We start from the raw sequence: 26,587 nt of genomic DNA on the forward strand, positions 1-26,587 counted from the left end.
ATTGCTTAAAACCGTGAATGCGCAGCGCCAGGCCGACCCGAAAAATTTAAATATAAGCTGTTTTTTCAGCATAGTGCATTGCCCGGGCAATCATCTCGTCCGAAACCGGACGCCAATTAAAGCCTAATTTTTTAAGCAGCCATTCCGTTTTCCACGTTGTAAGCTGCTTGGCATGTCGATTCAATAAGGCGATCATTTCGCAGTTATACAGGACATCCTGAATATACGGACGATAGATCTCGTCTTCAAAATGCCTTTCAAAAAATTCACATACCTCTGAAAAGTTCATCAGGCGAAGGTTCTTCGCGACCAGTCCGTGGCGAAATACTTCGCTCAGGTTGGCGCGGTTCGGGTTAACCATATGATAAACATCGTTTAGCGACACCCCTGACAAAATGATACGGGTCATGGCATCGGCAAGCTGGTCCACAAAGGTGATGTCGAATGAAAAATCGAGATCCGCCGGGGCAATGCCCATCTTTTTAAAGGCTCGGAAGAACATATAAGCCGTATTTTCAGCCATATTCCGTTGGAAATGCCCGCTGCTTGAATCAAACATAATTGATCCCGCACGATAAATATTGATATTCATTCCCTGCGTCTGACGTGCCTGCATGATTATTTTTTCCGCTTCAAATTTTGACCGCAGGTAATAATTTTTGAAAGTTTGCCCCCTATCGCAATCATACTCGGTAAAAAGCGTTCTGTTATCCCCATCGGGATAAGTGCCAAACATAATGCCATTGGAGGAAACATGGTGCACGGCCTTCGGGATCCCAGTCGAAGCGAATTGAATGATGTTGACAACCGAGCAGACATTCGTCTGATAAAACGCTTCATAGACGCCCTGATGCTTAACCATGGCGGCCGTATTAATCACGCAGGTAATCGTATTTGCGAGCTTATCATAACGTCCCGGCTTTAACCCGAAACGTGGTTGTGTGAAGTCGCCCGAAACCGCATGGATTCTTTGCGCCGCGGCCTTCGACTGGGCATCCCCGAAATAAAAACGATACCCTTCGGCAACGCGTTTTGCAGCTGCCGCATCATCCGCTGAACGCACAATAACCGTTATATCCTGAGGAATATTTCTCAGCAGTAATCTTAACAGGTAGCATCCGAGATAGCCCGTTGCCCCAAACAGCAGGATATTCTCATTTGATCCAGCAACATTCTCAAGTTTTAAATGCGCCATATCCTCCGATATTTTCTTTTCGTATTGCGCCCATTCATCTGCGGCATCGACTGGCGGTGTCACGGTCTGGCCGTCCATCCTGCCGTACAGCGCCGACAACTTTTCTCGAATGACACGACCATCCGATTGCATCTTGGCCGCAATATGCCGGATGTCTGGAGCTTCAAAAAACGCCGTCATCTCAAGGCTGTAGCGTTCGTTAATCTCGGCGATGGTTTTGATCGCTTTCAGGGAATCACCGCCGATAAGAAAGAAATCATCTGTCACGCCGAAATGCGTATGGCCAAGTTGTCTGCGCCAAAGTTCCCAGAGAAATTTTTCTTCCTGCGTTTCGGGCTGCGCGAATGCCGTGCCCTTTTTCTCTGGTTGCCTCGGCTGCGGCAAAGCTTTTAGATCGACTTTCTGATTGTAAGTCAGCGGGAATGCCCGAAGCTGCATCCAGGCCGATGGCATCATATAGGTCGGCAGCTTATCCCTGATTCGTTCCGTCTCGTCCTGAAGCTGAGTCTTATTGAGGTAACAGCTTACGGCTGGTTTCCCCGCAAGGATAATGTGCTCGCCAAACAGATCGCTTTCTATTTTGGCATCCGGGAAACAGGATACGGTCTCAAATCCGGCCGCTTTCAGAACCGATTCCCATTCTTTCGCATCGAGGGTCGGTGAATTTTTTTCAAGTCGGAAATCGTTAAAATCCGAATAGCCTTCAATCATCCGTGTTGACACCAACTGAATGAGGCTAGTTCTTGTCATTTCCTGAAGAACGAGAACGCCGCCTGGCTTAATCATGCTCGCTGCATATCCAAGCGATTTTTTGACATCCACCGCATCGTGCATGACATTGGCCGCGAGAATCACGTCATGCTGCTCATAGGGATACCCCTGTTCACACGGCGAACGATTAATGTCATAGTTCTGGTATTTCATAAACGAATAGGTCTTGAATTTCTCCCTGGCCGCATCCGTGAAGAAATCCGAGACGTCCGTGAATAGATATTCCCTGCAGCTTTCCTGTATCTTTTCGATCACACCGGCGCTGGTGGCACCCGTACCAGCTCCCAGCTCCATCACGCTGGCCGGTTCCCCCATCGCACCAACGTAACGCCCGATGACATCAACAGCCAGCTTGTTATAATAGGCCGAAATCTGATTGGATTTGTAAAGTTCCTCGGCGGCCGCCATTTTCCCATCCGGGAAAAGCAGCCGCAAGGCATCCACCTTGCCAAGAAGAATCTCTTTCAGATTTTCGCGGCATTGGCTGATGAATGTTATATCTCCAATGGCCGTCTGGATATCCTCAAGACTGACATGCCAGTCCTTAAGTGAGGATGCGTCATAAAGAAGGGAATAGCGCTGCCCGTCGCAATCCATAAAGCCTTCCCGTATCAATATGGCAAACCACTGACGCATCAGCTTGATGTATATCTTACGCACACCTGTTTGATCAAAGAAGGATGCCAATGTGAATGGTTGGGCGACACGGCCCTCAGCAATCAGCTCATAAATGACCTGTTTCATCTGATTGATTACTGACTGATCCGCCCTGCGCATATGGGCATCGTCGCCGCCTGTCATCAAGGTGCGAATCCCGTCGTTGCTTTGCGCACGTATTTGGTCGAATAATGATTCCGTCCGCCATATTTCCGGAGCGTTAACCGGCCGCACGGCGGGCTTGATGTATCCGGTCAGGCTGTTTTGCCCCTTGTCATACACGACGACTGCCCGCTCGATTTGACGGCTTTCCTCAAGTACATGCTCAATTTCTCCTGTTTCCACACGAAAACCATTGATCTTGATTTGATGGTCTTTACGTCCAAGAATATGAATGCAGCCATCGGCATCCGCTTTTCCCAGGTCCCCCGTGCGGTAGATTCTGCCGAAGCGCGGATGCATGTGAAAGGCTGTCTTCGTCAGTTCCGGGGCATTGCGATAGCCAAGCGCCACCCCTCTGCCGCCTATGCAGATTTCGCCAATCACCCCCTGCGGACAAAGCCGCATCATCTCATCCAGCACGTAACAGGTCTGATTGGACAAAGGGTACCCATAGGGGATATGTTGCGATCTGTCGTAATCCCTTGTGATCGGATATGCGATTGACCAAACCGCCGCTTCGGTCGCCCCTCCGAGGCTCCACACTTTCGCATTTGGCATTTTCTTCATGATTTTTTCCGGAAGCCCAGGCGGAATAAAATCCCCGCTTAACAAAACGGTTAGCACGGTATGATTCTGTTCTGTCATATGATCCACGATCAGTTCAGCCGTTGCAGGAACACAGTTGATGACCGTAACGCCTTGTTGTGTCAGCATTCGTGTCGTTTGACGAATATTTCTGGGATCTAAAACCACAACCAAATGCGCGTGTAGCAGAATCGATTCAAACAGATCAAACACTGAAAGGTCAAAGCAAAACGAAGTGATCACCGCAAAGACATCGCGGCTTGTCAGCTTCATGCGCTCACGCATGTCCAGCAATGTATTGACAATGGCGCTTTGTGAAATTTCCACCCCCTTCGGCGTGCCCGTGCTGCCGGAAGTATAGATGACATAGGCGAGATCGTCCGACGCCTCCTGCCCAGCTTTATCAGGAACTGCGACGATATCGTCTGTACCGATTCGCATGGTAAACCTGCATCCGCTTTGATTGATGATGGCCTGCTTTCGCAACATTGGATAATCTTGATCGAGCGGCACATAGGCTGCGCCGCTTCGGGCGATGGCAAGCAGGCGAACAACCGTCTCGAGGTCCTTTCTACATTCAACAGCAACCAACACGCCGGGTCCCGCGCCGCATCTTTGCAGTCTTGCCGCTAATTGCCCGGTTCTTTCGTCCAGTTCACGATAAGTCATGCTTCCGATGTCGTCAGAAATGGCAACAAGATCCGGCGCCTGTTTCAGCCCTGCCTCTATAAGCGCTTTCAGCGTCGATGCCCTGACCTGCGACTCGGTTGAATTATATCGACCGATCGCTTTGATAAATTCAGGAGTCGGCTGTAAAATCCCATCATCAGGCACGTCATCTGCGCCACTGCAAATCAGCGCTTCAAACTGTGCGAACATGCTTTTTATTTTTTCTGGCTCGAACAGCTCATCCACAAAGTCCCACGTAACGCTCAGGCCTTCACTATTTTCCATAACCTGGCAATCGAGATGCACCTGCGGGGTCTGGCTGACGCTGTAGCAGACCTCGCCAGGCGCCTTCTCGAAGCTTTTGCCGTGATCGTTGAAAAGCATGCTGGTAAAGACGACCGGCATCTTCGCTTTCTCCGGATCGGCCACGCGTTCCCTATAGTCGCGCATGACCCGGATGCCGTCATACCTGGCATGCCCGATGCTTTGAAGGATCTGCCGCTGGACGCGACGCACCTGATCCCAAAGCGATGCCTTCTCTAAAACAATGGGAACCAGCACAAGCGTGGTAAAGTCGCCGATAATGTGGTTGACATTGTCGCTTAGCGGCATTCTGTCAAACGTCGTAACATTGATGGTCATCGCCTGCGTTCCGGACCAGTATCCAAGCACCTTGCTGTACATCGTCAGCAAATAGGATGCCGCTGTCGTCTGATTTTCAGCGATCTGCGATAAAATCCACTGCCATTTTGTTTTCGAGATCAGCGTTCGCAACCGTTTGAAATGCGGATTTATAATCTCTGTTTCCGGTTTATCCGCAATGGGCGGTGCCGGGGCGAGATCCGGCATGATATGATGCCAGTATTCGGCGTCTTCGCGGTCAATCCCTTCCTTAAGGAGACTGCTGCGGCAGCAAACATAGTCGCGGAATGTAAATGCGTCACGATCCATGCACATCTTATTACCATAATACGCATCATAAAGCTGTCGTATCATAATCTGCATGCTCATGCCGTCTGCAATCAGCAGGTTAAAGTGCAGGAAAAGATAATGATCGCCGTCCGGCAACGCTATGGACTCCATTTCAAACATCGGGTAACGATGCGGATCAATCGGACTGCCCTCAAGCCTTTTCCGAATTGTGACAATATCATCATCGGAATGATATTGGTGTCTTCGAATAACAAATTCAGGATAATCGGCAAGAATCCGCTGTGTTCCGTTTTCACTAACCACAGCGTGAAGCATCGGCTGCTGTTTTATCACCTGATTCACGGCTCTTTGGAGCTGATCAATATCCCAGCTGGTCTTTAGCTCGTAATACGCCTGTGTCGTGATGCTTTCCATTCCCTGACTCTGCGAGCCACCCACCAAATAGGCAAGCTGTACCGATGTCAGCGGAAATGGGGCGTATGCGTTTGCTTCATCATGGGCATAGCTTTGCGCTGTATTGGCCACATCCGAGCTATCGATCAGTTCGGCAAGCGCTTTAACCGTGGCATGGGTCAGAAAATCGTTCAGCGATAGCTTATAACCATATTGCTTCTCCAGAATCGCGGTCATTCTGACCATCATGATGGAATCGCCGCCGATGGCAAACAGATTGTCGGTGACGCCAAAATTCTCTGTGCCGAGCATTTCTTGCCACACACCAAAAATACGCTGCTCTGTTTGAGTCTCAGGATGTTTATGCTCATTCTGGCCTTTCGCATGAGGCGAGGCGGCCGGCAGCATAGATTTGTTCACTTTCCCATTGCCCGTCAGCGGCAACTCGCCAAGCTGAATCAGATGAGCCGGCAGCATATAAGGCGGCAGCTTGCTGCTTATATTCTCTTTGAGTTGTGCCAATTCCGTCTCTGTCAGGAAGTTTCGCTTTGACCCGCGCATCCCCAAAATCAGGTGCTCGCCAAAAACGGATACCGCTGCGTTTCTTTGCGGAAAAGCCACCGCCTGTGCATAACCGGAGCGCTTCATCACCTGCTCCCACTCATCAGCCGCAATTAACGGCGCGCACGCCGCCACACGAAAATCCTCATAATGGTTGTAGCCCTCGATCATATGCGTGGAAACCATCTGAATGCGCGAATCCGTCGTCGTCTCAAGCATCGCCATCACACCGCCGGGTGCAAGCAGTTGGGTGGTCAGGGTCATAGCATGATCGACATCGCGGGCATCATGCATGACATTCGCCGCAATAACCACATCAAATGATTCGTATCCAAAGTGCTGTTCCGGAATCGTTTTGTCAATATCAAAAAGTCGATACTGCATAAACGGATACGATGAAAAATGCTTCTTGGCTTCGCTCAGAAAATATTGGGAAAGATCGGTAAAGGTATAGGCGATTTTGCCTTCCGGCAATCCGGCAAGCAATTCGACAATGCGCTGCGTGGTGCCGCCGACCCCTGCGCCAATTTCCAAAATGCGGACAGCGCCATCCGAACGACTTAACATGCTTTTAACAAGTTCAAAAACAGCCTTTGCCGCCAGCTCATTGAAATAGCGCGAAATGTCATTGCCGTGATAAATGGCTTCTGCCGCACTGAAATCGCCATCGGGGAACAAATAGGTCAATGCCTCTTTTTCCCCCTTGAGAATATCGATTCCGTATTTTATCGTATTAAGAAAAAAGGTGGGATTCCCGACTGCAGATGCGGCCTCGCGAATAAGGGCGTCCATTTCTGCATCGGAAACGTTCTGAAGCCGTGCCACACAGTAGCGATCGTGATCCGCATCGATGCTGCCGTCTTCTGCCAAATTTTTAAGCCATTGACGCATCAGCTTCGTATAACCAGGCTTGACAGCGCTGCGTCTGACCAGCAATTCAGGCGTAAAAAAATCGTCTCCCATCCCGCCTTCTTTGCATAACTGCAAAATGACCCGTTTCATATGCGCTGTCGCTGTTTTTTCTGCCAGCGCAACAAATTGATTAAATTCAGCCGCGTCCGGCGCTTCGACTTCACGACATCTATCGCATAGAAGCTGTAAGGTCTGGCCTGCTTCCTCCAGCAGAACGGTATGATTTTGCACGTGCGGCACAATATAACCTATCAGCTGTTTATGCAGGGCCGCCCCGCTGGCGATCACTACGGCGGAGCTGACCTTGTCCGAATCCATTAGTGCTTTTTCTACCTCACCTGTTTCCACGCGAAAGCCGTTGATTTTCACCTGGTCGTCCTTGCGCCCCAGGATACGAATAAAACCCTCGGATGTAAAAACGCCCAGATCCCCGGTGTTGTATAGCCTGCCATATTGATGATGCTGAATAAAGGCCGCCCTGGTCCTTTCAGCGTCATGATGATAACCCTTTGCAACACCTCGACCGCCGATGAATATCGTTCCTTTGACACCTGCCGGACATAATTGGAGGTTTTTATCCAGCACATAGCAAGTCTGATTCGCCAGCGGATAGCCGTAGGGAATGCTTTCGGTATATCGGACGCTCGCATCAATGGGATAGGCAATCGACCATATCGTTGCCTCCGTTGCGCCGCCAAGACTAAGCAGTTCGGCATTCGGGCAGATTCTGGCAAGCGCTTCCGGCAATGTCAGCGGAATAAAATCCCCACTCATCAGAACATGGCGTAGTGACTGATAGGTTTCCTCTTCACTTTGCTCTGTGATCAACTGAACAACGGAAGGAACGCCGTTGAGAATCGTGACCTGCTCTGCGTGAAGGACAGATTTAAGTGTGCGGATATCCCGGGCGTCGTCAGCAATATAGACACAAGCGCCGGAGGTAATGCCTGAAAATACGTCAAACACCGACAAATCAAAGCTAAATGCCGATACGTTGAGCAGAACGTCGTCGCTTCCAAGACCGAGTCGCGCATTCATATCAAAGATCGTATTGCAAAGTTGCCCGTGGGTGATCTCAACCCCCTTGGGCAGACCCGTGCTGCCTGAGGTATAGATGATATATGCGCTGCTGTCTGCCGTTACAGGAGCTGTGGCCTCATACGCCGACACGGGCGCGTCGTATAACTTTCCATCAAAAAAATCAGAATCAAAATAAAGGCCACACGCACATACGTCGCAAATATAGTTTACTCTATCGGCCGGATAATCCGGATGAATCGGAATATAAACACAGCCCGCGCGGATGACGCCAACGATATAGATCACTGTGCTGATCGAACGGTTTCCCTTGATCGCGATATGGCTTCCCGCCGGATATTCGACAAGGATTGCATTTTTAACGGCCTCTGAATAAATATCCAGCTCCTGAAAGGTTATGCTGCGGCGACTGTCTTTAAACGCCGTTTTATCCGCGAATTTTTTCAATGCATTTTCTATGGCCGGGATCATTGAAGCGTGCGGAAGCTCGGGCTGTTTCGTGGCGTTATAGGCCCCCACAGCTTCGACTGTTTTCGCATCCGGCGACAGGACAAGTCTTTGCCCGGATACCGCAAGCTGCTCAATCATTTTGATGTATTGTGAGAAGGCCAGCGTCATATTTTCTTCGCAGTAATAGCCGTCAAGATAATCCCACGTGATCTCAAGTTTGTTCTCAATTTCAAGCAACTGGCAATCAAGGCGCACCTGCGGCGTCTGACTGATGCTGTTCATCAGCCGGCCGATGCGCATCGGCATCCGATTGGCATCGGATTCATCGAGCATGCTTGTAAAAACAATATCAAAATGGTTTTCATGTTGCTGCTTGCGTTGACGACTGATGATCCGCTCCACCTCGAAGCCGTCGCAGCTACTATGGCGATAGGCTGCCATCAGTTCTTTCGTCACTTGATGCGCGCGAGAATAGATATTGGTTTGCGCAGTATTTTCATAAGGCAGAAGCATCAGGGACGTGAAATCGCCGACCACATCGAGGTATCTACCGCGCCTCGCACCACGGTTAGACATTGTCAGCGCAATCGTAAAGCGCTCATCGCCGCTCCAGTATGCAAGGACCTCACCGTAAAGCTCAAACAGCACCGATGTCAGAATTTCGTTATTTTTTCTGATTTGTCGCTTGATCATTTTCCATTGCTTCGGCAAAATCTGATGGATCAGCCTTTTGTACTGTTTCTTCTTTGGGACTTCCTCCGTATGAAGCAGATCCGGAGCAAAGCACAAATCCTCCGCTCTCGATTCCCAGTATTTTCTGTCACGCCGATATTTTTCGCTCTGTTTTATCTCGTTTTGCCACGCCGCATATTCGGCAAAACGCAAGTCGGGCTGAACAGACGGCAACTCGCCCCGTTCAATTGCGTCATAATAGTCCATGATGCTGTGGAAAACGAGAATCAGACTGCTTCCGTCCGCAATTAGCAGATCAAAACTGAAAAAAAGATAGGTCGCGCCATCCGGCGTCTTCGCTGCCTCTACACGAAACAGCGGCCACTGTTCAGGATCCATTTTCTCATGCGAAAGCACTGCACGCTTCCGACTGACAAACGCTTCCCATGCGGCATCATCAGACGCCGATAAATCATACCTTTGAATACGATAAGGCGCTGTTTCCTCGAGAATCTGCTGCGTGCCATTATCGTGAAACACGGTTCTGAGCATCGCGTGCCTGCGGATAGCGAGGTTTAACGCCCGCTCCAGCAGATCTGCATCCAAATTATTTTTAAATTCATAATACACATGCGCAGCCGTACCGCCGAGAACATAACGCTGGGACCGACCCATATAGTATGCAAGCTGTGCATTCGTCATCGGAAATGAAGTCCTGTTATTCATTCGCATGCTCCTTTTCCACCAGAGCACCGGCACGCCCGGTTAAGTAACTGGCTGATATATTCAATGACCGAATCGTTCTGAGCATTCATATAAAAGTGCCCACCTTCAAAGTATTTAACGCCGTAAAAATCTAATGCGCACTGTTTCCACGTCGTTAGATCAGTCTGCCTCACCTCCACATCATCCCTACCGCAGAGCACTGCAACAGCGTCAGGCTTTTCATTTTCGGCAAGCGGTTCGGGACGATAACTCTGTACAAGCCTGAGATCGCTTTGTACAATCGGGATGAAAAAATCCTCTGCCCGTAGATAACTAAATAATTCCACATCGCTTCCGCCCATCGACATGATATAATTCATCACATCAGCTCTTGAATCACAGTTAATCGCCACCCCTTCAAATTCATCAGGTGCGGCCTGCCCTGAAACGATCAGAAGGCGGACGCGGCCTTTTAGTCTGCGTGCGGCTTCATAAGCTACAAACGCACCCATGCTGTGGCCGAAAAGTATGCAGGGCTCATCATCTGCCAGAACCATGTCCAATTCTTTCATAATATAATCAGCAAACCCCTGCATATCACCGGGATATGGGGTATTCACCTTTTTTCCGCGCCCGGGATATTCGATCGGACAACATGTCACCGGTGCCTGAAGCCGCTGCAGAAAGCTGTAGTAATTGCCAAATCCGCCTGCATGTGGAAAACAGATCATTTTCATAAGGCAAACCCATCCTTCCATGATTTCAATTCCTGTGTGGAACGAATAAATCTTGCCGGAATTTCATATCCCGCAAGCCGCGTCTCGCAATATCGACGAAACGCCGCATCGGATATATCAAAATCCGCCGAATACCGGCAAATCAGATCGTAGGGTGGATTCTTAGAAATACTGACCACCGCCTTATGGATACCGTTGATGTCGCTAATGACGCTCTGGATGCGCTGTCTGCTGATTTTTTTACCGGCAATGATCATAACGTCGTCGGCACGGCCTGTTATGTGCACGCTTCCGGTTTTATCAATATATCCAACGTCGTTTGTAAAATATGCGTGGCCGTCAAGATTGTGAATGCCGGTTGCTTCGTCAACATAGGCGCCGGCCGAACCCGCCGTATCCACACAAATGACAGATTGTCCGTCTTTTTGAGCCACTGAGAATACAATATTCCCAATGGGTCTGCCTACATCCGTGCTGTCATCCCGGCACGTCCCGACAGCCAGGCTCCCAGCTTCGGAGCACCCGTACTGCTGAAGAACCGGCACGTCAAATTTTTTTGTCAGTTCCGCAGCGGTTTCAGCCGAAAGCCGGCCGCCTGAAGAAACGATCCTGCCTATTTTTTTTCCAAGTGTGTACTGCCCGCCGATGCGAAGCATGGCATCCAAGAAGTGCGGAACGCCATACAGGTAATCCACATGCATCCGCTCAGAGAGCTCCGCCACACGCCGCGGCAGCAGAATATCCGGCAATAGAATGGTGCCGCCGATTCTATCCGCCGCCAGCATAACGCATATAAAGCCAAAGGAATGATAAAATGGCACCGCCGGCAAAAAACGCTCTTCATGCTCTCCGTATCGCATATGGGTCAGGTACCGCTTAAGTTCTATATGGATTTGCTTTTCTGTGCGCAAAACCATTTTCGGCTCGCCGGTCGTTGCCGATGTCATCTGAAGTACCGAGCGAGCGGGTATTTCAAGCGCGACAGGATGCCGGCGGCGTTCAAGCTGGATCAATCCTTGATCCCACAGGGCCAACACGTCAGCCATCAGCGCGCCTGACCGCAATTTTTTTGCCGCCGGATAATCGCCGCTTACGAGCAGAACTGACGCCTGAAGATGCATTGCCGCATGATACAGCACATAGATGCCGATGGAAGTTTTACTTTGACAGCAGATTATCTGCTTCTCGCAAATGCCAAATTTTTCCATCTGATCGGCGGCCTTGCCAATCGCATCTAAAACAGACTGCTTCGGCACAGATTTTTCGCCAATATAAAAATTTGCCTTGTGATGCCTCATTTTCCCTCCGTTTCTCAATCATATTTAATAATGGACAGCTGCCCGTCAACAATCCTTCGCTCTACGTCATCGAGCAGGTCGTAGTATATATTGTCAACATATAACCTGCCCTTTTTTGTCAGGACATAGGCATCCGAAACTTCTGCCAACAGGCCGGCTTTCATGAGCTTACTAAGCTTCGGCAAGAACACCTCGCGATAGGCCGAATGTTCAAATTGAGACTTGTTGAGCCTGAGGACTTTCGGGAATCCGACGATTTGCATATAATTCATCTGCTGATCCGTCAAGACTTTTATCTGCGAATAAGATGGCGTCGGCAGGGTGACATACGCATGATACAGAGGATTGCGGTATTTGCATCGGCCTATCAGCCCGAAAGCCCCGGAACCGATCGCAAGGCAATTGCTGACATTGTCCTCCCCGCCGTAATAGGATGTTTCCATGATGATATCGCCGCGTTTGACAAAGCCATAGGATGTTTCCTGACAATAGCCACCTTCTTCCAGCATGGCCATATCTCGATCCATCATTGTGAGAAGCTCACTTGTCGACGGAAGCTGAACCGCGCCGTCTTTGATAGACGGTTCAAGTTTATTTTTCATCGGATACAAGTGGCTATAGTCGATGCCGCCTACATCAAGCCGCATGGCCGTTTTTAAATCCTGTTCGACGATCTGCTCCGGCGTCTGTTCAAATCCATAGTCAGGATAGCCATATAAAATATCGACAAATACGTTTATATTGTTTTTGTGGAGCGTTTCAAGGGTCCGATAGACTTCTTCAAGCGTTGCCTTGATTTCAAAAAAATCACGCAGCGGACGATAAAACGTCTGGACGCCTGTGCTGACACGCGTAATGTTTTCATTCAGCAAAAACGCGATCATTTCGGGTTGGTACAGCGATGTCGAGGATCCTTCCATATTGATCGCCGCATCCGGCAGCATGTCGTAGTTTTTTCGAATCACGGCAAGTATCCGGGCCAGAAGAAACGGCGGGATCAACGACGGCGTCCCGCCGCCGAAATGGATGTTGTTAATAGAAAATCCGTATTGGGAATAATATTCAAGCTCCGCAATGACCTTGTCCACGTACCCATTGATGGCATCAAGATTGTATTCCTTGTCGAATCCGCAAAAACGGCATTTCGAATCACAAAACGGGAAATGCACATAGAGCATCGCATCAGCGCCGCGATTCTCATCCAGTTCCTGCGCGAATGATTTTCTCAGCTCGGCAGAACTTCTGTCTCGGAGCAAATCAATATGCGGATAATAATATTGGTGCGGAAGCAATATTTTTTGATCAAACATAAATCTGCTCAATTCTCCTTTTGATAACCTTGATGGAGGCCGATGGCTCAAAGAATAGAAAAAGATGTTCGCCAGAAACTTGGATGATCTCAAAGGGCGCGTCGATAAACGCGCGCCATTTCTCAGGTTCCAAACGGCTCAGCAGATGATCGTCTTCGGCCCAGATCATCGTCGTCGGCACCTTGATCTTCCGAAACGGTTTCTCCGGCTTGTAACGGTGCAGCATGACAGAATCTGCATTGAAAATCCGGACGATGTTCGTTATTTCCCGGGCGAATCCATCCGGATTACGCACCGGCAGAGCATACTGATGAAGCATTTTTGCATATACGAACACATCGCTTTCCGATACAACGCCCCTTTTCTCAAATGCATAATCCGATACCGACTCGGAAAACAATTCCGTCTGCTCTGTTCCAGAATGCGTTTGCGTCCCCACAAGATAATGAATGATTTCCGTCAGATACTTTTTCGATTTTTCATTATAAAAAAGCGTCGCGCCATCTCCCTGGCTGTCAGGCGTTGCCCCGCTGACCAGAAAAAAATGCTTCGGCGGCGGCGCGCCATTTCTGTTTATTTCGCCATAAAGCTCATACGCGGCAATCGAGCCAAGGCAATAACCCAAAATCGCATAAGGCGTTTGAAGTCTTTTTTCTATCTGCCTGTAAAGATCCTTTGCCAGTAATTTCATATCAGAGATAAGGGCATCCCGGAAGCGCAGGCCTCTGCCGGGAAGTTCAACCGGACAGACCTCCACGTTGCCATCAAACATTTTTCGCCATTTAATAAACATCATCGCCGAAGCGGATGCCCCCGGAATACAGAATAAAATCATTTTGCAGGCACGTACCTTTCCACCATATTGACAAAATCATCCACGCCGCCGCCCGCCAGCTTCATCAGATCCTCATTTGCAAAGCGAATATCATACTTTTCTTCTATAACCGTTATCAATTCGATAAAACGCAATGAATTAAGATTGTCAAGATAACTCTGCGCATCGCAGGCAATCAGATCGGTATCCTGGGGAGCGGCAATTTTTAAAATAATTTCTTCGATTTCTTTCAGCATTTAATTCTCTTTCTTTCCCATCTCTTGTAATTTTTCCGCAACCATGGCAGTCATTTTTCTAACCGTGTCATTTGAATACAGATCTGTCGGAACTAGTCCGGCGTTAAACCTGTTATTAACGTCCTCGAGAATCATCATTGCGGTAATGGAATTTCCGCCGAGGTCAAAAAAATTTTCATCTGGTTCAATACGATCGATCTCGAGAATCCGGCACCATATTTTTGTAATCTCTTTTTCCATGCAACGCTCCTTTTTGTATTGAAATCCTAAATGGCCTCTATTATTAGCTTTATCTAACATTTGGCTTAAAAAAATATTGATCCATAAAAAACGAACGGTAATAATCCCAGCGGTTTTATTCAGTCGTCGCTCCTAAAGAGCCTCAAAATCCACATGGCAAGATGTGGTGAGTAAGGATGTTCAATGTTTAACAAGGCTAATTTCTGTAATTATATCAATAATTAACTCATATTAAAAGCAAAATGGTCCATGATTTTTAAAATATTTTTACCACTCAGACCGTGTCTCCCCCTCTGAAAAGATGTCGCGCACATTGATATATACCCCCAATATTGGACAAGCAGTAAGAGGGTATTTTTATGAAATACAGTTATGAATTCAAACGCAAATGTGTTGCATTGCACCGTCAGGGAAAGTGGGCCAAAACACCAGAAGGAATATAAGGAAGTGAGCTTTCACAGTCCCATTCGGGAGTGGATGGGCATTGCGGATGCGAAAGGACGGAAGCCTTAAAGCATAAAAAGCAAAATAAAGAATGGTCTTTTGCCCAGGATTCTGGGTGTATATCACTGACATGGGTTTTATATCTTTTGCCTGGCCGCATCATTGCCCTTTGCGGATGAGCCCCCGGGCCTCACAAAGGGCCAGGTCGATTTTCTTCTCGCCGGCCGTCTCGAAGCGCACCGCCGCGGCACCACCGGCCACCGACGCGATCTGTCCCCGGCCGAAACGCTTGTGGATCAGCACGTCGCCCGGATGCCAGCGCCGGCTGCGCGACGTCCCGCGCCGGCGCCGTTTTTCCCGGCGCATCTGTGCCAGATAGTCCGCGCCCAATTCCCCCAGGGTTTTGCGGCGCTTTTTCTTTGGCTGGGGCTTTTCTTTCTCGCCCATATAGCGGCGCACAAAGCGGGAAACCGCCGGCGCATCGAAGCCGCCCACCGAGACAAATTCGAGTTCCCGGCGGGCCCGGGTCGCCCCGACATAAAACAGACGCACCTCCTCGGCGAACAGCGCCCGCCCTTCCGGCGAATCCTCCAGCGCGGCCCGGGATGGAAATTCCCCCTCCACCGCATCGATCAGATATACCTTGTCGAACTCGAGGCCCTTGCTCGCGTGAATGGTCGAGAGGGTCACGCCGCCGGCGGGCTCGGATGCCTGCGACGAAACGATCTGTGCCAGCTCGTCCAGGCGGCCTAAAAACTGCGTCTGAGTTTGGGTGCGGCCGGCCAAAATCCGGATGATCTTCAGCTTCTGACGAATGCTTTCTTCCCGGTAGCCCCGCTCGATGCGAAACTGAAGATGCGCCTCGTAGCCCAACTTGTCCAAAATCAGGCGGATCCCCGGCCCCGGGGCCATCGTCTTCAGCCGGGCGAATCCCTTTTCCTCGGCGACGATTTTATCCGTCAGCCACTCGGGCAGCCCCGGCAGGGCCAGCAGCGCCTCAAACACGTTTTGTCCCGCCGGGGCCCGCATCACCGCCGCCATCTGCTGCCGCGAGAGGCCGCAATCCATTTTGTAATAAATACGTGCAAAGATCCCACGATCCGTCGGATCCTTGGCCAGGGCGAAGAAATCCCGAATGTCCAGCACCGTGAAATGGGAAAAAAACAGCGGCCGGTGCTCTTTAAGCTGGTAGCGCACACCCTCCCGCTCGAACAGATCCACCAGGGGCAGCGCCGACTCGTTGTTGCGGTACAAAATCGCCGTCTCCTTGCCTTCGTTGCGAACGGCCGCGAGCAAAAAGCGATGGCCTTCCTCGGCCGACTTCACCCATTGATGCACCGGCGGCACGCCTTTTGGGTTGTCCGTGACCATGTGTTTGGGCGTGCGCGCGCGATTGAGCGCGATAAACCGGTCCGACGCGGCGACGAGCTCGGCCGTGCTGCGGTGATTCGTTTCCATCAAAAGCACCTTTGCCTGGGGGTAATGGTCTTTAAAATGCAGCAGCATCTCCGGCGAGGCCCCGCGAAAGCCGTAGATGCTCTGATCTTCGTCACCCACCACAAAAAAATGGCCGTTTGGCCCGGTCAAAAGCCGCAGAATGGCCCACTGCAGCGGCGAGGTATCCTGGGCTTCGTCCAGATTGATGTAACGGTAGCGCCGGGCAAAAACCGCCCGCAGAGTTGGGTATTTTTTCATCAGGCTGTAGGCATAGCGCAAAATATCGTCGAAATCCATGACGCGCCGCCGTTTTTTAGCGGCTTCATAGCGCGCGAGGATCTGCGGGAAGTGCACCGCCTCCGGCATCAGCGCCGCGACAGCTTCCTCGTTCAGCATTTGATTCCGGGCCAGGGTCAGCGCCGATTCGATATCCGCCATATCGGCATCCGTCGGAAAGGTCCCGTGAATCTGTTTGTAAATCTCTCGGAGCACCGGCTGCGTCTGGTCGAGAACCTCGAAGGCCCGACGCCGGTATCGCCGCTCGTAGGTGCGGATCACCCTCAGCGCAAAGCTGTGAATCGTCGAGAAGCGAGGCCCCCCGCCGGCGTCTCCAAACAGCCGATGATACCGATTTGACAGATCCGCTGCCCCGGCCCGGGAGAAGGTCAGGCTCAGGATATGCTCCGCCGGGATCCCGCATGCCTGAATCATATAGGCCAGCCGGCAGATGATCACCGTGGTTTTGCCGCTGCCCGGCACGGCAAGCAGCAGCGTCGGCCCGTCCACCCGCGCGGCCGCCGCCATCTGCTGGGCGTTGAGAGCCAGGCCATGGCGCGCCAAAAAAGCCCCCAAATCGGGGCGCGGATGCTGGGTTGTCTTTCTTTGACGGCTCACGGCGTCACTCCTCGTTTTTTTAATCCTATTTTACACCAAATCGCCCCATTAAAAAAAGCCGATGATCAAAAAACGATCATTGGCTCCAAAATAGCTGCGAAAAAGACTAACGGCATCCGACGCCGGCATAAATCATGTCGACCACGGCGCCCATTTCGTCGCGGGTCGGCTGCACCGGATTGGTGGTCAGCGTGGCGTCCGCCATGGCACGGTCGATGAGTTTGTCCCGGACTTCCGCAAAATTGTCCGTATCGGCCTTGCTGGCTTTCAGACAGGTTGGAATGCCAAGCTTGCCGCAAAGCTCAAAGATCAGGCGAACAAAGGTCGCTGCCGCCGATGCTCCGGCATCCTGCGGCTCTCCGACGGATTCGAGCAAGCGCTTGTAAAGATATTCGGCGCGCTCGTCCTTGCCGTTAAAGGCGACGACATAGGGCAGCGCCATGGCGCAGGCCAGACCGTGGGGCAGGTGATACTGGGCGCCGATACCGTGAGCGATGGCATGCGCCATGCCGAGGCCGGAGCTGTTAAAGGCGATCCCCGCCATGCTCGACGCGATCTGCATGCTGGCTTTGTTATCGAGGTCGTGCCCATTTTCGTAGCTGGGCAGCAGGCTCTTGAAGACCAGTTCGCAGGCCTTGGCCGCATAGCAGCGCGAGAAGGGATTGTTGCCCGTCGACACGTAGGATTCCACCGCGTGGGTCAACACGTCAAGACCCGTGGCCGCCGTAGCCCCCGCCGGAACGGATTCAATCAGTTTCGGATCAAGGATGGCCGCGTCGGGCATCATGATGTCGTCGGTCAACGGGATTTTCGTCCCGGTTTTCTGGTCGGTAATCACGGCGTATTCCGTCACCTCCGAGCCGGTGCCGGCAGTGGTGGGAATGGCGATAAACTGCGGTTTGACAATGTATTCCCTGTCGGTGAACATCGCCTTGAAATGATAGGTATAATAAATGATCCCCTTGGCGGTATCGATGGATGAGCCGCCGCCCAGGGCGATCAGCACATCCGGGCGGTCCATCAGGATGTGGGTCAGGCCTTTTTCGACAATATCCGTGGAGGGATCCGGCTTCACATCCGGAAAGACATGGTATTCGATGCCCGCCGCATCAAGCACATCTGTCACCATCTTGAGCAGGCCGAATTGAACCATGCCCTCGTCGGTAACGATACAAACTTTTTGATAGCCCTGCTGGCCCAGCTTGGCGACTGAGCCAATGCCATACCATATTTTCGGCTTCACCTGAAACTGGCGAACCGTATCCATTTTGCTCATGATTTCCCCTTTTTATTTCAATTGTTTTATCGGTTTGATGGTATGAATCTCTTTGAGTCCTTTGTTAACCGCACAAAGGGATATTTTTATTATAGCAGGGGCCCCGTTGCCTGTGAATGGTCTGACAAATATTTAGCCAAAGAAGGTGCGTTTTTATCCTTTGCCGGCACCGTCCGTTTAAAAAACGGCATAAAAAAAGCGCCAAAGCGCCAAATAAAAACGCACACCCCGGGTTGATCAGCCGTGTTCAGACGTTACCCGGACAGTTTGCTCAGGTTAGAGAATTCTGCGGCACACAAGATTGCCTGTTTACTGCTGCTTCCTTCCGGACCTGACAGGGTTCGCAGGGTCTTATTGCGCAGGGTCCAACCATCAACGCCACTTATCCGGGGACAGGCTCCAAGCACCGCCACCTCCGCCGGGGAATTCAACCCTGCTACAGCGGATTGCAGGTTACAGAGCACCGCTACCTCTCCGTCTAGTGCGTCTGTTTATTTTATCGAATTTTGTTTCCCTTGTCAAGCGCCGTCTGCTCAGTCGATGCGAGGCTGCCAGCAGGGATCGGCCGCGGCGGCCAGACACCAGGCGATCATCTCCTCGCTGATTTTGTGGGTCAGCGGCGGCAGCGCGTCCGGTGTAAAAAAGGCCGCATCGGCCGTCTCGCTGTTCTCTGCGAAATGCCCGCCGTCCGTTTCGCAGAGCATAATGATTTTATACATCGAAAAGGGCGCCTCGTGGATGCTCTTCAGCCAGTCGTAGATCGCCACCAGCCGCGTTGCCCGGGCATTCAGTCCCGCTTCCTCGCGCACCTCTTTCTCGATATTTTGCTTGACAGACAGGCCCACATCCGCCCAGCCGCCGGGCAATGACCAGCGCCCGTCGTTGAGCTTTTCCTGCACGAGCAGGATTTTCCCGTCTTCCACCACCGCTCCCCGGACATCCACCTTCGGCGTTTGATAGCCGCTTTCGCCGGCAAACATTTTGCGCACGCGATCCGCCCCCGCCTGAGAATATTCGTTCATGATCTCCACCGATAAATCCCGCATCCGTTCATAGCGTTCGATATCGAAGGGATTTTTCGCATAGGCCAGGCCGCTTTGCGCCTCCGCCTGAAGGGTTCTGGCCCAGATCAACCATCTTTCCAGCCGCACTTGGTCCTGGCCGGCGGCATTCGGCCGCTTCGCGTTATTTTTTATCGTCATGGCGCACTCCTTTAAAATTTATTGTATCACGATTAAATTTTGAAATCAATTTCAAAAATCCTTTGACTTTTAAAAGGGCATCTTCTATAATGATTATAAATTAAATGATACACTGCTGAGGAGGAACACGATGAAAATTTATAAATGCACCAAATCCAACAAAATGGTTTATACGCTGATTGATGCTGACTGCACGCCGGAATGCTGCGGCGAACCCATGGCCGAACTGACGGCCAACACCACCGACGCTGCCACCGAAAAGCATGTGCCGGTGATCACCGCTAACGGCGCTGCCGTCGACGTGGTGGTCGGCTCTGTGGAACACCCGATGCTCGAAAAACACTATATTCAGTGGATCGCCATCGAAACCGAACAGGGCGTCCAGGTAAAATACCTGAAGCCCGGCGAAGCGCCGAAGGCCAGCTTTGCACTGACCGCCGGTGACAAACTCGTCGCCGCTTACGAATACTGCAACCTGCACGGCCTGTGGAAGGCTGAGGCATAAACGCTCCCCATTTCTAAAAAACCCCCAACGCTAAGGTTGGGGTTTTTTATTTTTTATCGTTGGACGTCAAGGGATTCTGCCGATGCCGGCCCAAAAGAAAACCCGCGGGCTCAAGATCTTGAGCCCGCGGTTTTTTTGCCGCTTAATGCCGGCGCTTGGCGCCCTTGCGGCGGCGTTTGCCGCCGAGCTTCTGCCCTGCGATTTCCACACCGACGCGCTTGCCGGCGATGGCCGCACCGTTCAGCTTGCGCACGACCTGGCCGGCCAGTGCCGAATCGATGGCTGCATAGGTGAAATGACCGTACATCGCAATCTCGCCCACAGCGCCGGAGGCAATGCCCGACTCCCCGCAAATCGCCCCGAGCACATCCCGCTTTTTGGCGCCGTCCTTTTTGCCCACACCGATGAAAACCTTCGTGGTTTCCGCCGGGCCGAAATAGGGGCGGCGTTTGCGCCGGGCGCCTTTCTCGGCTTCGCGCCGGCCGCGCTTTTCCTCCGTCAGCGCCAGGTTAATGTCCCGATCGTCATGCTTGAGGGACAGGTGTTCGCGCAGGAGCACCGCCGCCACATAGCGCATCTCGAACCCCTGCGCCGCCAGCTCATCCACCACCTGAAGATAGCGGGGCATATCGCTGTCGTCGTTCACCAATTCGCCAAAGCGAGTCTTGAAGGCGTCGATCCGGAGGTCGTTGATTTTATCCCGGGAAGGAATGGTCGCCGGCTCGATGGGTTTGTGGGTGTAGCGGGTGATTTTTTTCAGCCGGTACTGATCCCGTCTGCGGGCGAGGGTCAGCGACAGGCCGCTTTTGCCGGCGCGCCCGGTGCGCCCGATGCGGTGCACATAATATTCCTCGTTGTCCGGCACGTCGTAATTAAACACGATGTCCACGTCGTCCACGTCGATGCCCCGGGCCGCCACGTCCGTCGCCACCAAGATGGCCAGCCGCCCCTCGGTGAAGCGGCGCAGCACGGCAAGCCTGGCTTCCTGACGCATGTCACCGTGGATTTTATCCGCCGAATATCCCCGGTCCTGCAGGGCGTTGGTCAGCTCGTCCACGTATTTTTTCGTGTTGCAGAAAATCAGCGCCCGCCGCGGCCGGTACACGGCCAAAAGCCGGGTCAGGGCCTCGAACTTCTGCCCGTCCACAATGCCATAATAACGTTCCTCGATGCCTGCGGCCACCATGTTCTTCGGCGCGATGGCCACCGTTTCCGGATCGCGCTGATAGAGTCTGGCCATTTTGGTGATCGGGGCCGGCATCGTCGCCGAAAACAGCGCCGTCTGCACCGGATGGTCCACCCGATCCAAAATCGCCTCGATGTCTTCGCGAAAGCCCATATCGAGCATTTCGTCCGCTTCGTCGAGCACCACCATCTGCATCGCGTCGAAGCGCAGCGTTCCCCGCCGCAGGTGATCCATGATGCGCCCCGGCGTGCCGACGACGATCTGCGCGCCGCCCTTGAGGGCGTGGATCTGCTTCGGCATCGACGCGCCGCCAAACACGGCCGCAATGGCCACCCCCTCCGAGCAGGCCAAAAGTTTTTCAAATTCGCCGGCCACCTGGAGCGCCAGTTCCCGGGTCGGCAGCAGGATCAGCACCTGGGGCCGGCCCACTGCCGGGTCCACCTTCTGCACCGCCGGAATGGCAAAGGCCAGGGTCTTGCCCGTCCCCGTCTGGGAACGCCCGATAATGTCCTTGCCGGCCAAAAGTTTGGGGATGGCCTGTGTCTGAATGGCCGTCATCTCCGTAAAGCCCATTCGGGCCACCGCGTCCAATAATCGCCGATCCACCGCTAACGTGTTAAATTCCATAGATCCTTCTTTCATATTAATTTTTTCTTACCTTTCATTCGCGCTTGCCTCCGGGCATAAACGCAAAAGCGGCGGGCCTTTTAAAGCCCGCCTGACCTCAAAAACTGATTTATTTATTTTTCCGTTTGTTCTGTTTGAACAAAGTGAGCAATGCCTTGCCGATGATGGTCACCAAAACGGCCGAAATGATGGCCTCCGGCACCCCGTTGGCGCCAACTACCCCCATGATCAGTCCGAACACCGCCGCCATCGGCTGGTTGTTGGTCGCCGCGTATTGCCCGGCCAACAGCAGATAGATGCTGCCCATCACAAAGACGGTGTTGGTCATGGCGCCGGCAAAGCCGGTGATCGGCAGCGCCACAAACTGGTTAAGCTTTGTCTTTCTCAGACCCGTCCACAGCCAGCCGGCGATCACGCCGATCATGATGCGGCAGCCCACGGCGATCCAAATCGCCTTGACCGCTCCCGCCGGGCTGCTCGCCAGCGCCGGCGAAAAGGCAAAGCTCATCGCCGTCGGCGCGATGGTGTTGTTAATCATCGAGCAGATACCGAATACCGCTCCCAAAATACCGCCGGCCAGCGGCCCCAGCAGAATCGCTCCGATGATCACCGGGATCTGCAGGGTCGATGCCTTGATAAACGGCAGGGGGATGAGCCCCAGCGGCGTGAACGACATCACCAGAATAATGGCCGCGAGCAAGGCGATGGTCACCATCCAGCGCGTGTCGTGCGCCGGGCCGCGATTTTCAATACGGGATTGCGTCTGCATTTTTTACCTCCAACTGCCTCTTCTCCTTGCGCATCGGCGAGAATGAAGCGTCTGTCAACTCATCAAAAGCCTCTCAACCCTTCTTATCCTTGTCAAGAGATCTTCTGATTTTTCTATTTTAGCACAGACCCTCCGCTTTTTAAATCTTATTTTAAACTTTATCGCGCCGCCGAAAACCCGGGAATTCTTGCCATTTCCCGAGGATGATGCTAAAATGAAATGCAGAAAATTGCGGCCTTGCGCTGTGATTTTTTAACGCATAGGGAAAAGATGAAAGAACGAGGCGATTATGATTCAAAATTCTGTTTTAACCATGCTTTTCATTTTAGGCGTGCCCTTCACGCTTTACGGCGTGTATTTTCTCGTGATCGGGCTGATGGGGCTCCGGCGCCACCGGACCTATCCGGAATCCGCTCCAAAAAATCGTTTTGCCGCAGTTATCGCCGCCCGCAACGAGGCCGAGGTTATCGGCAATCTGATTGACTCGCTGCGGGACCAGGATTATCCCCGGGATCTGGTCGATACTTATGTGCTGCCGAATAATTGCACCGACAATACGGAAGCGGTGGCCCGGGCTCACGGTGCCAAAACCTACGCCTGCAGCCGCGCCGTGCGTTCCAAGGGCGCTGCCCTCGAGGAATTCTTCGACGCGATTCTTTTACAGAACGACAGCTATGACGGCTTTTGCGTCTTTGACGCCGACAACCTGGTCGATCCCCACTTCTTTTCCGGAATGAACAACGCCCTGTGCGCCGGCGAAGTCATGGCCCAGGGCTATCGCGAGGGCAAAAATCCAGTATCCTCCTGGGTGTCCGGCTCCCAGACGATTTTCTATTACACCATTGACCGCTTCCTCAATCTGGCGCGCACCCATTGCGGGCTGAGCGCCTTGCTCAACGGCACCGGCTTCATGATCGCTGCCGACGTTTTAAAGGACGGCGGTTTCCGCACCTTCACCCTGACGGAAGACATCGAATTCACGACCCAAAACATCATCAAGGGGCGTCGCGTCGCCTGGGTGCCGGAAGCCAAAATTTATGACGAAGTGCCGGAAACCTTCGGCGCCTCCTGGAAACAGCGGATGCGCTGGTCCACCGGCACCGTTCAATGCTTTACCCAATATGCGCCCCGGCTGTGGCACCAATTTTGCCAGACCAAGCGCTGGGCCTGCATGGACATGATTTTATATTTGGCGGCTCCCCTGGTGCAGGTTTTTCAGGCGATCTTTTCTGTCGTCACCTTTATCATCACGGCCATGCTTGCCATCAACCTGCAAAACTTTTCCGACTTGGAAACGACGGTTCTCTCCGGTATCGGCGGCGTTATCCTGACGGTTCTCTTTTCGCTCTGGTTGGTCAAGCTCGAAAAGCACCCTATTCATTTTGTGAAGCGGTCTGCTTTTGTCTCTTTCTGGTTCTGGCTGACGTCCTGGATGGTCATCAACGTGGCGTGCATCCTGCAACCGCTGACTACCTGGGAGCCCATTGCGCACACCCACAATATTCAACTCAAGCAGCTCCCAATGGAAAACGCCGAATAAACACAAAACGCTCACCAAGCACCGCGGCGGACGGTGCTTTTTTATTGCGCGTTTTTGGACGCCGTTCGCCTCGGCGACCGGCACGGCGCCGCGTCTTTTCTTGAATGCAAGCATTAAAACGCCCCGCGGCCGGACACGCTTTGGGTGCGCCGCGAGGCTTGCTTTGTGTTGATATTTTTATCATTTTAAAGACTCAGTTTGAATCGTTATGCGCTGCCATATAACGGCGGATCGCTTCCAGATCTTCCTCGCGGATAATGATCTCCGAATCCCCGTTGTCCAAGATCACTTCCCCCTCGGACACGTCCACGGCGTGTTTGCTTTCCGGCACGCGGCTGGCCGAAACCGTCCGTCTGTCCGCGCTGATATCGACTGAGGCCGGCCGTTTGGCCGCGGGTTCAGTCGGCGGGCAATTAAACAGCTGGGCGATGCGGATGAGCCCGTCGACGATCGCATCGTTTAAATGGTCCCGTTTGGTCACAAAGCTCAGCTGTCCGGCCAGATTGGCCCCCGCTTCGAGAATAGCCGGATCTGCCGTCTTCTGCGGCAGCCTGTACAGACTGTCGCAAAATGACCGTGTGACCGCCGCGAACGTTTCGCGGTCCGTCGCCGGATCGCTCACCATGTCAATAAATCGGTCCAGTTCGGCCTCCGCCTCGCTGATGTCTCCTGATACTGCCGCGGCTTCTTCAGGCGCCTCCACGGCAATCGGTTCCGGTGCGGCCACGGGTTTTTCAGGTTCTGCGGATATTTCAGCCGCCTCGGCAGATTCGACAGATTCCGCCGTTTCAAAATTGGCCTCGTTTCTAAAGACGCCCGCCGTTTCAGGCTCCTCTTTAAGGGCTGTGGGTTCCGGCGTTTCAAAAGAGCTGGACGCTTCAATGCCGTCAAAGGCGTCGCCCTCATCTTCGGGAGCGCTTTGCACTTTGGCGACCGTTTCCGGCTCAAACAGCGAATCCTCTTCTTCGAAAAGATCAACCGTTTCATCCTCCAAACCGCCGTCGAATCGAACGGCCTCTTCAGGCGCTTCCGTCTCCGATGCGCCGGCTGCCGCCGGCACTGCGGCCTCGTCTTCCCGCCCGGCGAAAAAACCGCCGATGCCGTCAAAGGCGTCGCCCTCATCTTCGGGGGCGCTTTGCGCTTTGGCGACCGTTTCCGGCTCAAACAGCGAATCCTCCTCTTCGAAAAGATCAACCGTTTCATCCTCCAAACCGCCGTCGAATCGAAATGCGGCATCGGACGTTATCGCCTCCGCCGTTTCATCCGGATCCGCTGCCTGCACAGCCGGCACGTCATCCTCGAGCACGGAGCCGCGCAGCAGCCAGTTCGGCTTTTTGGCCGTTTCATCCTCCGCTTCCGATTGTTTTTTCTGGCGTTTGCCCCAGAAAATGTGCACCGCGACGACGAGTGCAAAATCTGCCGCGGCCGTCATCAAAAGCAAACGAATCGAGATGCCGAAGGCCATCAGGTATTCCACCGCGATCACCACGAGTTCTGCCAGCAGGATGAACAATCCGGCGATCCAAAAACGTTTGGCAGCCCCGGTGAAGTCGGCCAAAGCCATGATGATCAGGCGAATGCCCGTCATAAATAATAAAATAATGATGAGGTCGCCGCGAATTTCAACGCCCTCCTTAATGCCGGACAGAGCGAGCATGCCGAAAACGGCAATCACAATCGCAACGCAGTCCAGAATAAAAAGACGCCCCAGTCCCTCTTCTTTGTGTGACATAATTTCTCCTTATTTGGCAAGTTTTAACGGTTCAAATCCGCCCGGCAGACCGCTGCCGAACACATTCCCGGATATTATTTAAATTGAAATCTGAAACTAAATTGTTTTTATTATATCAGAAGCCACCTGAAATGTATAATCCTACTTGTAATTTCGGCTAAATTTTCCGATTTAAACCCGTTTCTGTCCACAATATTGACAATTCATGATATAATAAGGGCCATTCTTTTTCAATACTTACTAGATTTGGAGTAATACAATTTTGGATCAACCACGCAAAAGAACTTCCCGTCAAGTCCGCAACGATCAGCCGGCTTCCCGGACGACCGGCACCGGACGCCGGCAAAAAACCGCGCAGACGCCGCCCCAACGCCCGGCTGCAGGCGATTACCGCCGGCCGGCTCCGCGGCGCACCAATGATGCCCCTGCCCGGCGCAAACGCCAGCGGCCGGCATCATCACGCGCGGTCTCCGGCCAACGGCCCCGTTCCCCGCGAAACACTTCACGGCCCGTCTCTGCCCAAGGCCGCAGGCCCCTGCCCAGGCGCGACGGGCAGCTTCCGCCGAACGGACGACGTCCGTCCCGCAGGCTGCCCCCCGCCAAACGCCGCCCTTCC

Annotated in this window: 16 protein-coding genes and 1 other RNA gene; 2 read left to right on the plus strand and 15 right to left on the minus strand. The window is 52.6% G+C overall.

The features are described from left to right. Nucleotides 1-46: 46 nt before the first annotated feature. From V3C63_RS01400 to V3C63_RS01450, 11 genes are all read right to left on the minus strand, one after another. Entirely contained in the window at nt 47-9,724 is a 9,678-nt protein-coding gene (locus V3C63_RS01400) for a non-ribosomal peptide synthetase (protein ID WP_329886030.1), read from the minus strand. Then, a complete protein-coding gene (locus V3C63_RS01405; protein ID WP_329886031.1) occupies nt 9,721-10,440 on the minus strand; it encodes a thioesterase II family protein in 720 nt (239 codons plus the stop codon). Before V3C63_RS01405 ends, V3C63_RS01400 begins: the two co-directional genes overlap by 4 nt. Further along, nucleotides 10,437-11,738 carry a class I adenylate-forming enzyme family protein gene (locus V3C63_RS01410; protein WP_329886032.1) on the minus strand — a complete coding sequence of 434 codons (1,302 nt, stop codon included), beginning with the start codon at nt 11,736-11,738 and terminating at the stop codon, nt 10,437-10,439. Before V3C63_RS01410 ends, V3C63_RS01405 begins: the two co-directional genes overlap by 4 nt. A 14-nt stretch (nt 11,739-11,752) precedes the next feature. Beyond that, complete coding sequence (locus tag V3C63_RS01415) at nt 11,753-13,048, minus strand: radical SAM protein (RefSeq protein ID WP_329886033.1); 1,296 nt, start codon at nt 13,046-13,048, stop codon at nt 11,753-11,755. Then, on the minus strand, nt 13,041-13,883 hold the full coding sequence (locus tag V3C63_RS01420) for a thioesterase II family protein (protein ID WP_329886034.1): 843 nt from the start codon (nt 13,881-13,883) through the stop codon (nt 13,041-13,043). Before V3C63_RS01420 ends, V3C63_RS01415 begins: the two co-directional genes overlap by 8 nt. After that, the gene (locus V3C63_RS01425; RefSeq protein ID WP_329886035.1) at nt 13,880-14,119 is read right to left on the minus strand and encodes a hypothetical protein; all 240 of its coding nucleotides are present in this window, start codon (nt 14,117-14,119) and stop codon (nt 13,880-13,882) included. The genes V3C63_RS01420 and V3C63_RS01425 overlap by 4 nt, the downstream gene beginning before the upstream one ends. Then, nucleotides 14,120-14,359 (minus strand): acyl carrier protein, encoded by a 240-nt coding sequence (locus V3C63_RS01430; protein ID WP_329886036.1) that lies wholly within the window; start codon nt 14,357-14,359, stop codon nt 14,120-14,122. A gap of 603 nt (nt 14,360-14,962) precedes the next feature. After that, nucleotides 14,963-17,134, minus strand: coding sequence for an ATP-dependent helicase (locus V3C63_RS01435; RefSeq protein WP_329886037.1), 2,172 nt, complete (start codon nt 17,132-17,134; stop codon nt 14,963-14,965). Nucleotides 17,135-17,240: 106 nt separating this feature from the next. Further along, nucleotides 17,241-18,410, minus strand: coding sequence for a 1-propanol dehydrogenase PduQ (locus V3C63_RS01440; protein WP_329886038.1), 1,170 nt, complete (start codon nt 18,408-18,410; stop codon nt 17,241-17,243). 219 nt (nt 18,411-18,629) lie between these two features. After that, an RNA gene (ffs, locus tag V3C63_RS01445) (signal recognition particle sRNA large type) lies at nt 18,630-18,897 on the minus strand. A gap of 46 nt (nt 18,898-18,943) precedes the next feature. After that, nucleotides 18,944-19,612: an NUDIX hydrolase gene (locus tag V3C63_RS01450; RefSeq protein ID WP_329886039.1), complete on the minus strand. Its 669-nt coding sequence runs from the start codon at nt 19,610-19,612 to the stop codon at nt 18,944-18,946. Between the two features lie 130 nt (nt 19,613-19,742). Between V3C63_RS01450 and V3C63_RS01455 the strand changes: the two genes are divergently transcribed. Continuing rightward, nucleotides 19,743-20,117, plus strand: a complete 375-nt coding sequence (locus V3C63_RS01455) for a desulfoferrodoxin family protein (RefSeq protein WP_425355316.1) — start codon at nt 19,743-19,745, stop codon at nt 20,115-20,117. A gap of 142 nt (nt 20,118-20,259) precedes the next feature. Here the strand turns inward: V3C63_RS01455 and V3C63_RS01460 are convergent, their stop codons facing one another. Further along, nucleotides 20,260-21,930 (minus strand): DEAD/DEAH box helicase, encoded by a 1,671-nt coding sequence (locus tag V3C63_RS01460; RefSeq protein WP_329886040.1) that lies wholly within the window; start codon nt 21,928-21,930, stop codon nt 20,260-20,262. 109 nt (nt 21,931-22,039) lie between these two features. Continuing rightward, on the minus strand, nt 22,040-22,699 hold the full coding sequence (locus tag V3C63_RS01465; RefSeq protein WP_329886041.1) for an ECF transporter S component: 660 nt from the start codon (nt 22,697-22,699) through the stop codon (nt 22,040-22,042). A 289-nt stretch (nt 22,700-22,988) separates the two neighbouring features. Here V3C63_RS01465 and V3C63_RS01470 point away from each other — a divergent pair, with 289 nt between their 5' ends. Continuing rightward, nucleotides 22,989-24,239: a glycosyltransferase family 2 protein gene (locus tag V3C63_RS01470; RefSeq protein WP_329886042.1), complete on the plus strand. Its 1,251-nt coding sequence runs from the start codon at nt 22,989-22,991 to the stop codon at nt 24,237-24,239. A gap of 193 nt (nt 24,240-24,432) precedes the next feature. On the opposite strand, the gene V3C63_RS01475 is transcribed toward V3C63_RS01470, so the two are convergent. Continuing rightward, complete coding sequence (locus tag V3C63_RS01475) at nt 24,433-25,971, minus strand: ICP22 family protein (RefSeq protein ID WP_329886043.1); 1,539 nt, start codon at nt 25,969-25,971, stop codon at nt 24,433-24,435. 230 nt (nt 25,972-26,201) lie between these two features. Next, nucleotides 26,202-26,429: a hypothetical protein gene (locus V3C63_RS01480; protein ID WP_329886044.1), complete on the minus strand. Its 228-nt coding sequence runs from the start codon at nt 26,427-26,429 to the stop codon at nt 26,202-26,204. Between the last annotated feature and the right edge of the window lie 158 nt (nt 26,430-26,587).

The sequence above is a fragment of the Pseudoramibacter faecis genome (genome assembly GCF_036289405.1).
Taxonomy (GTDB): domain Bacteria; phylum Bacillota; class Clostridia; order Eubacteriales; family Eubacteriaceae; genus Pseudoramibacter; species Pseudoramibacter faecis.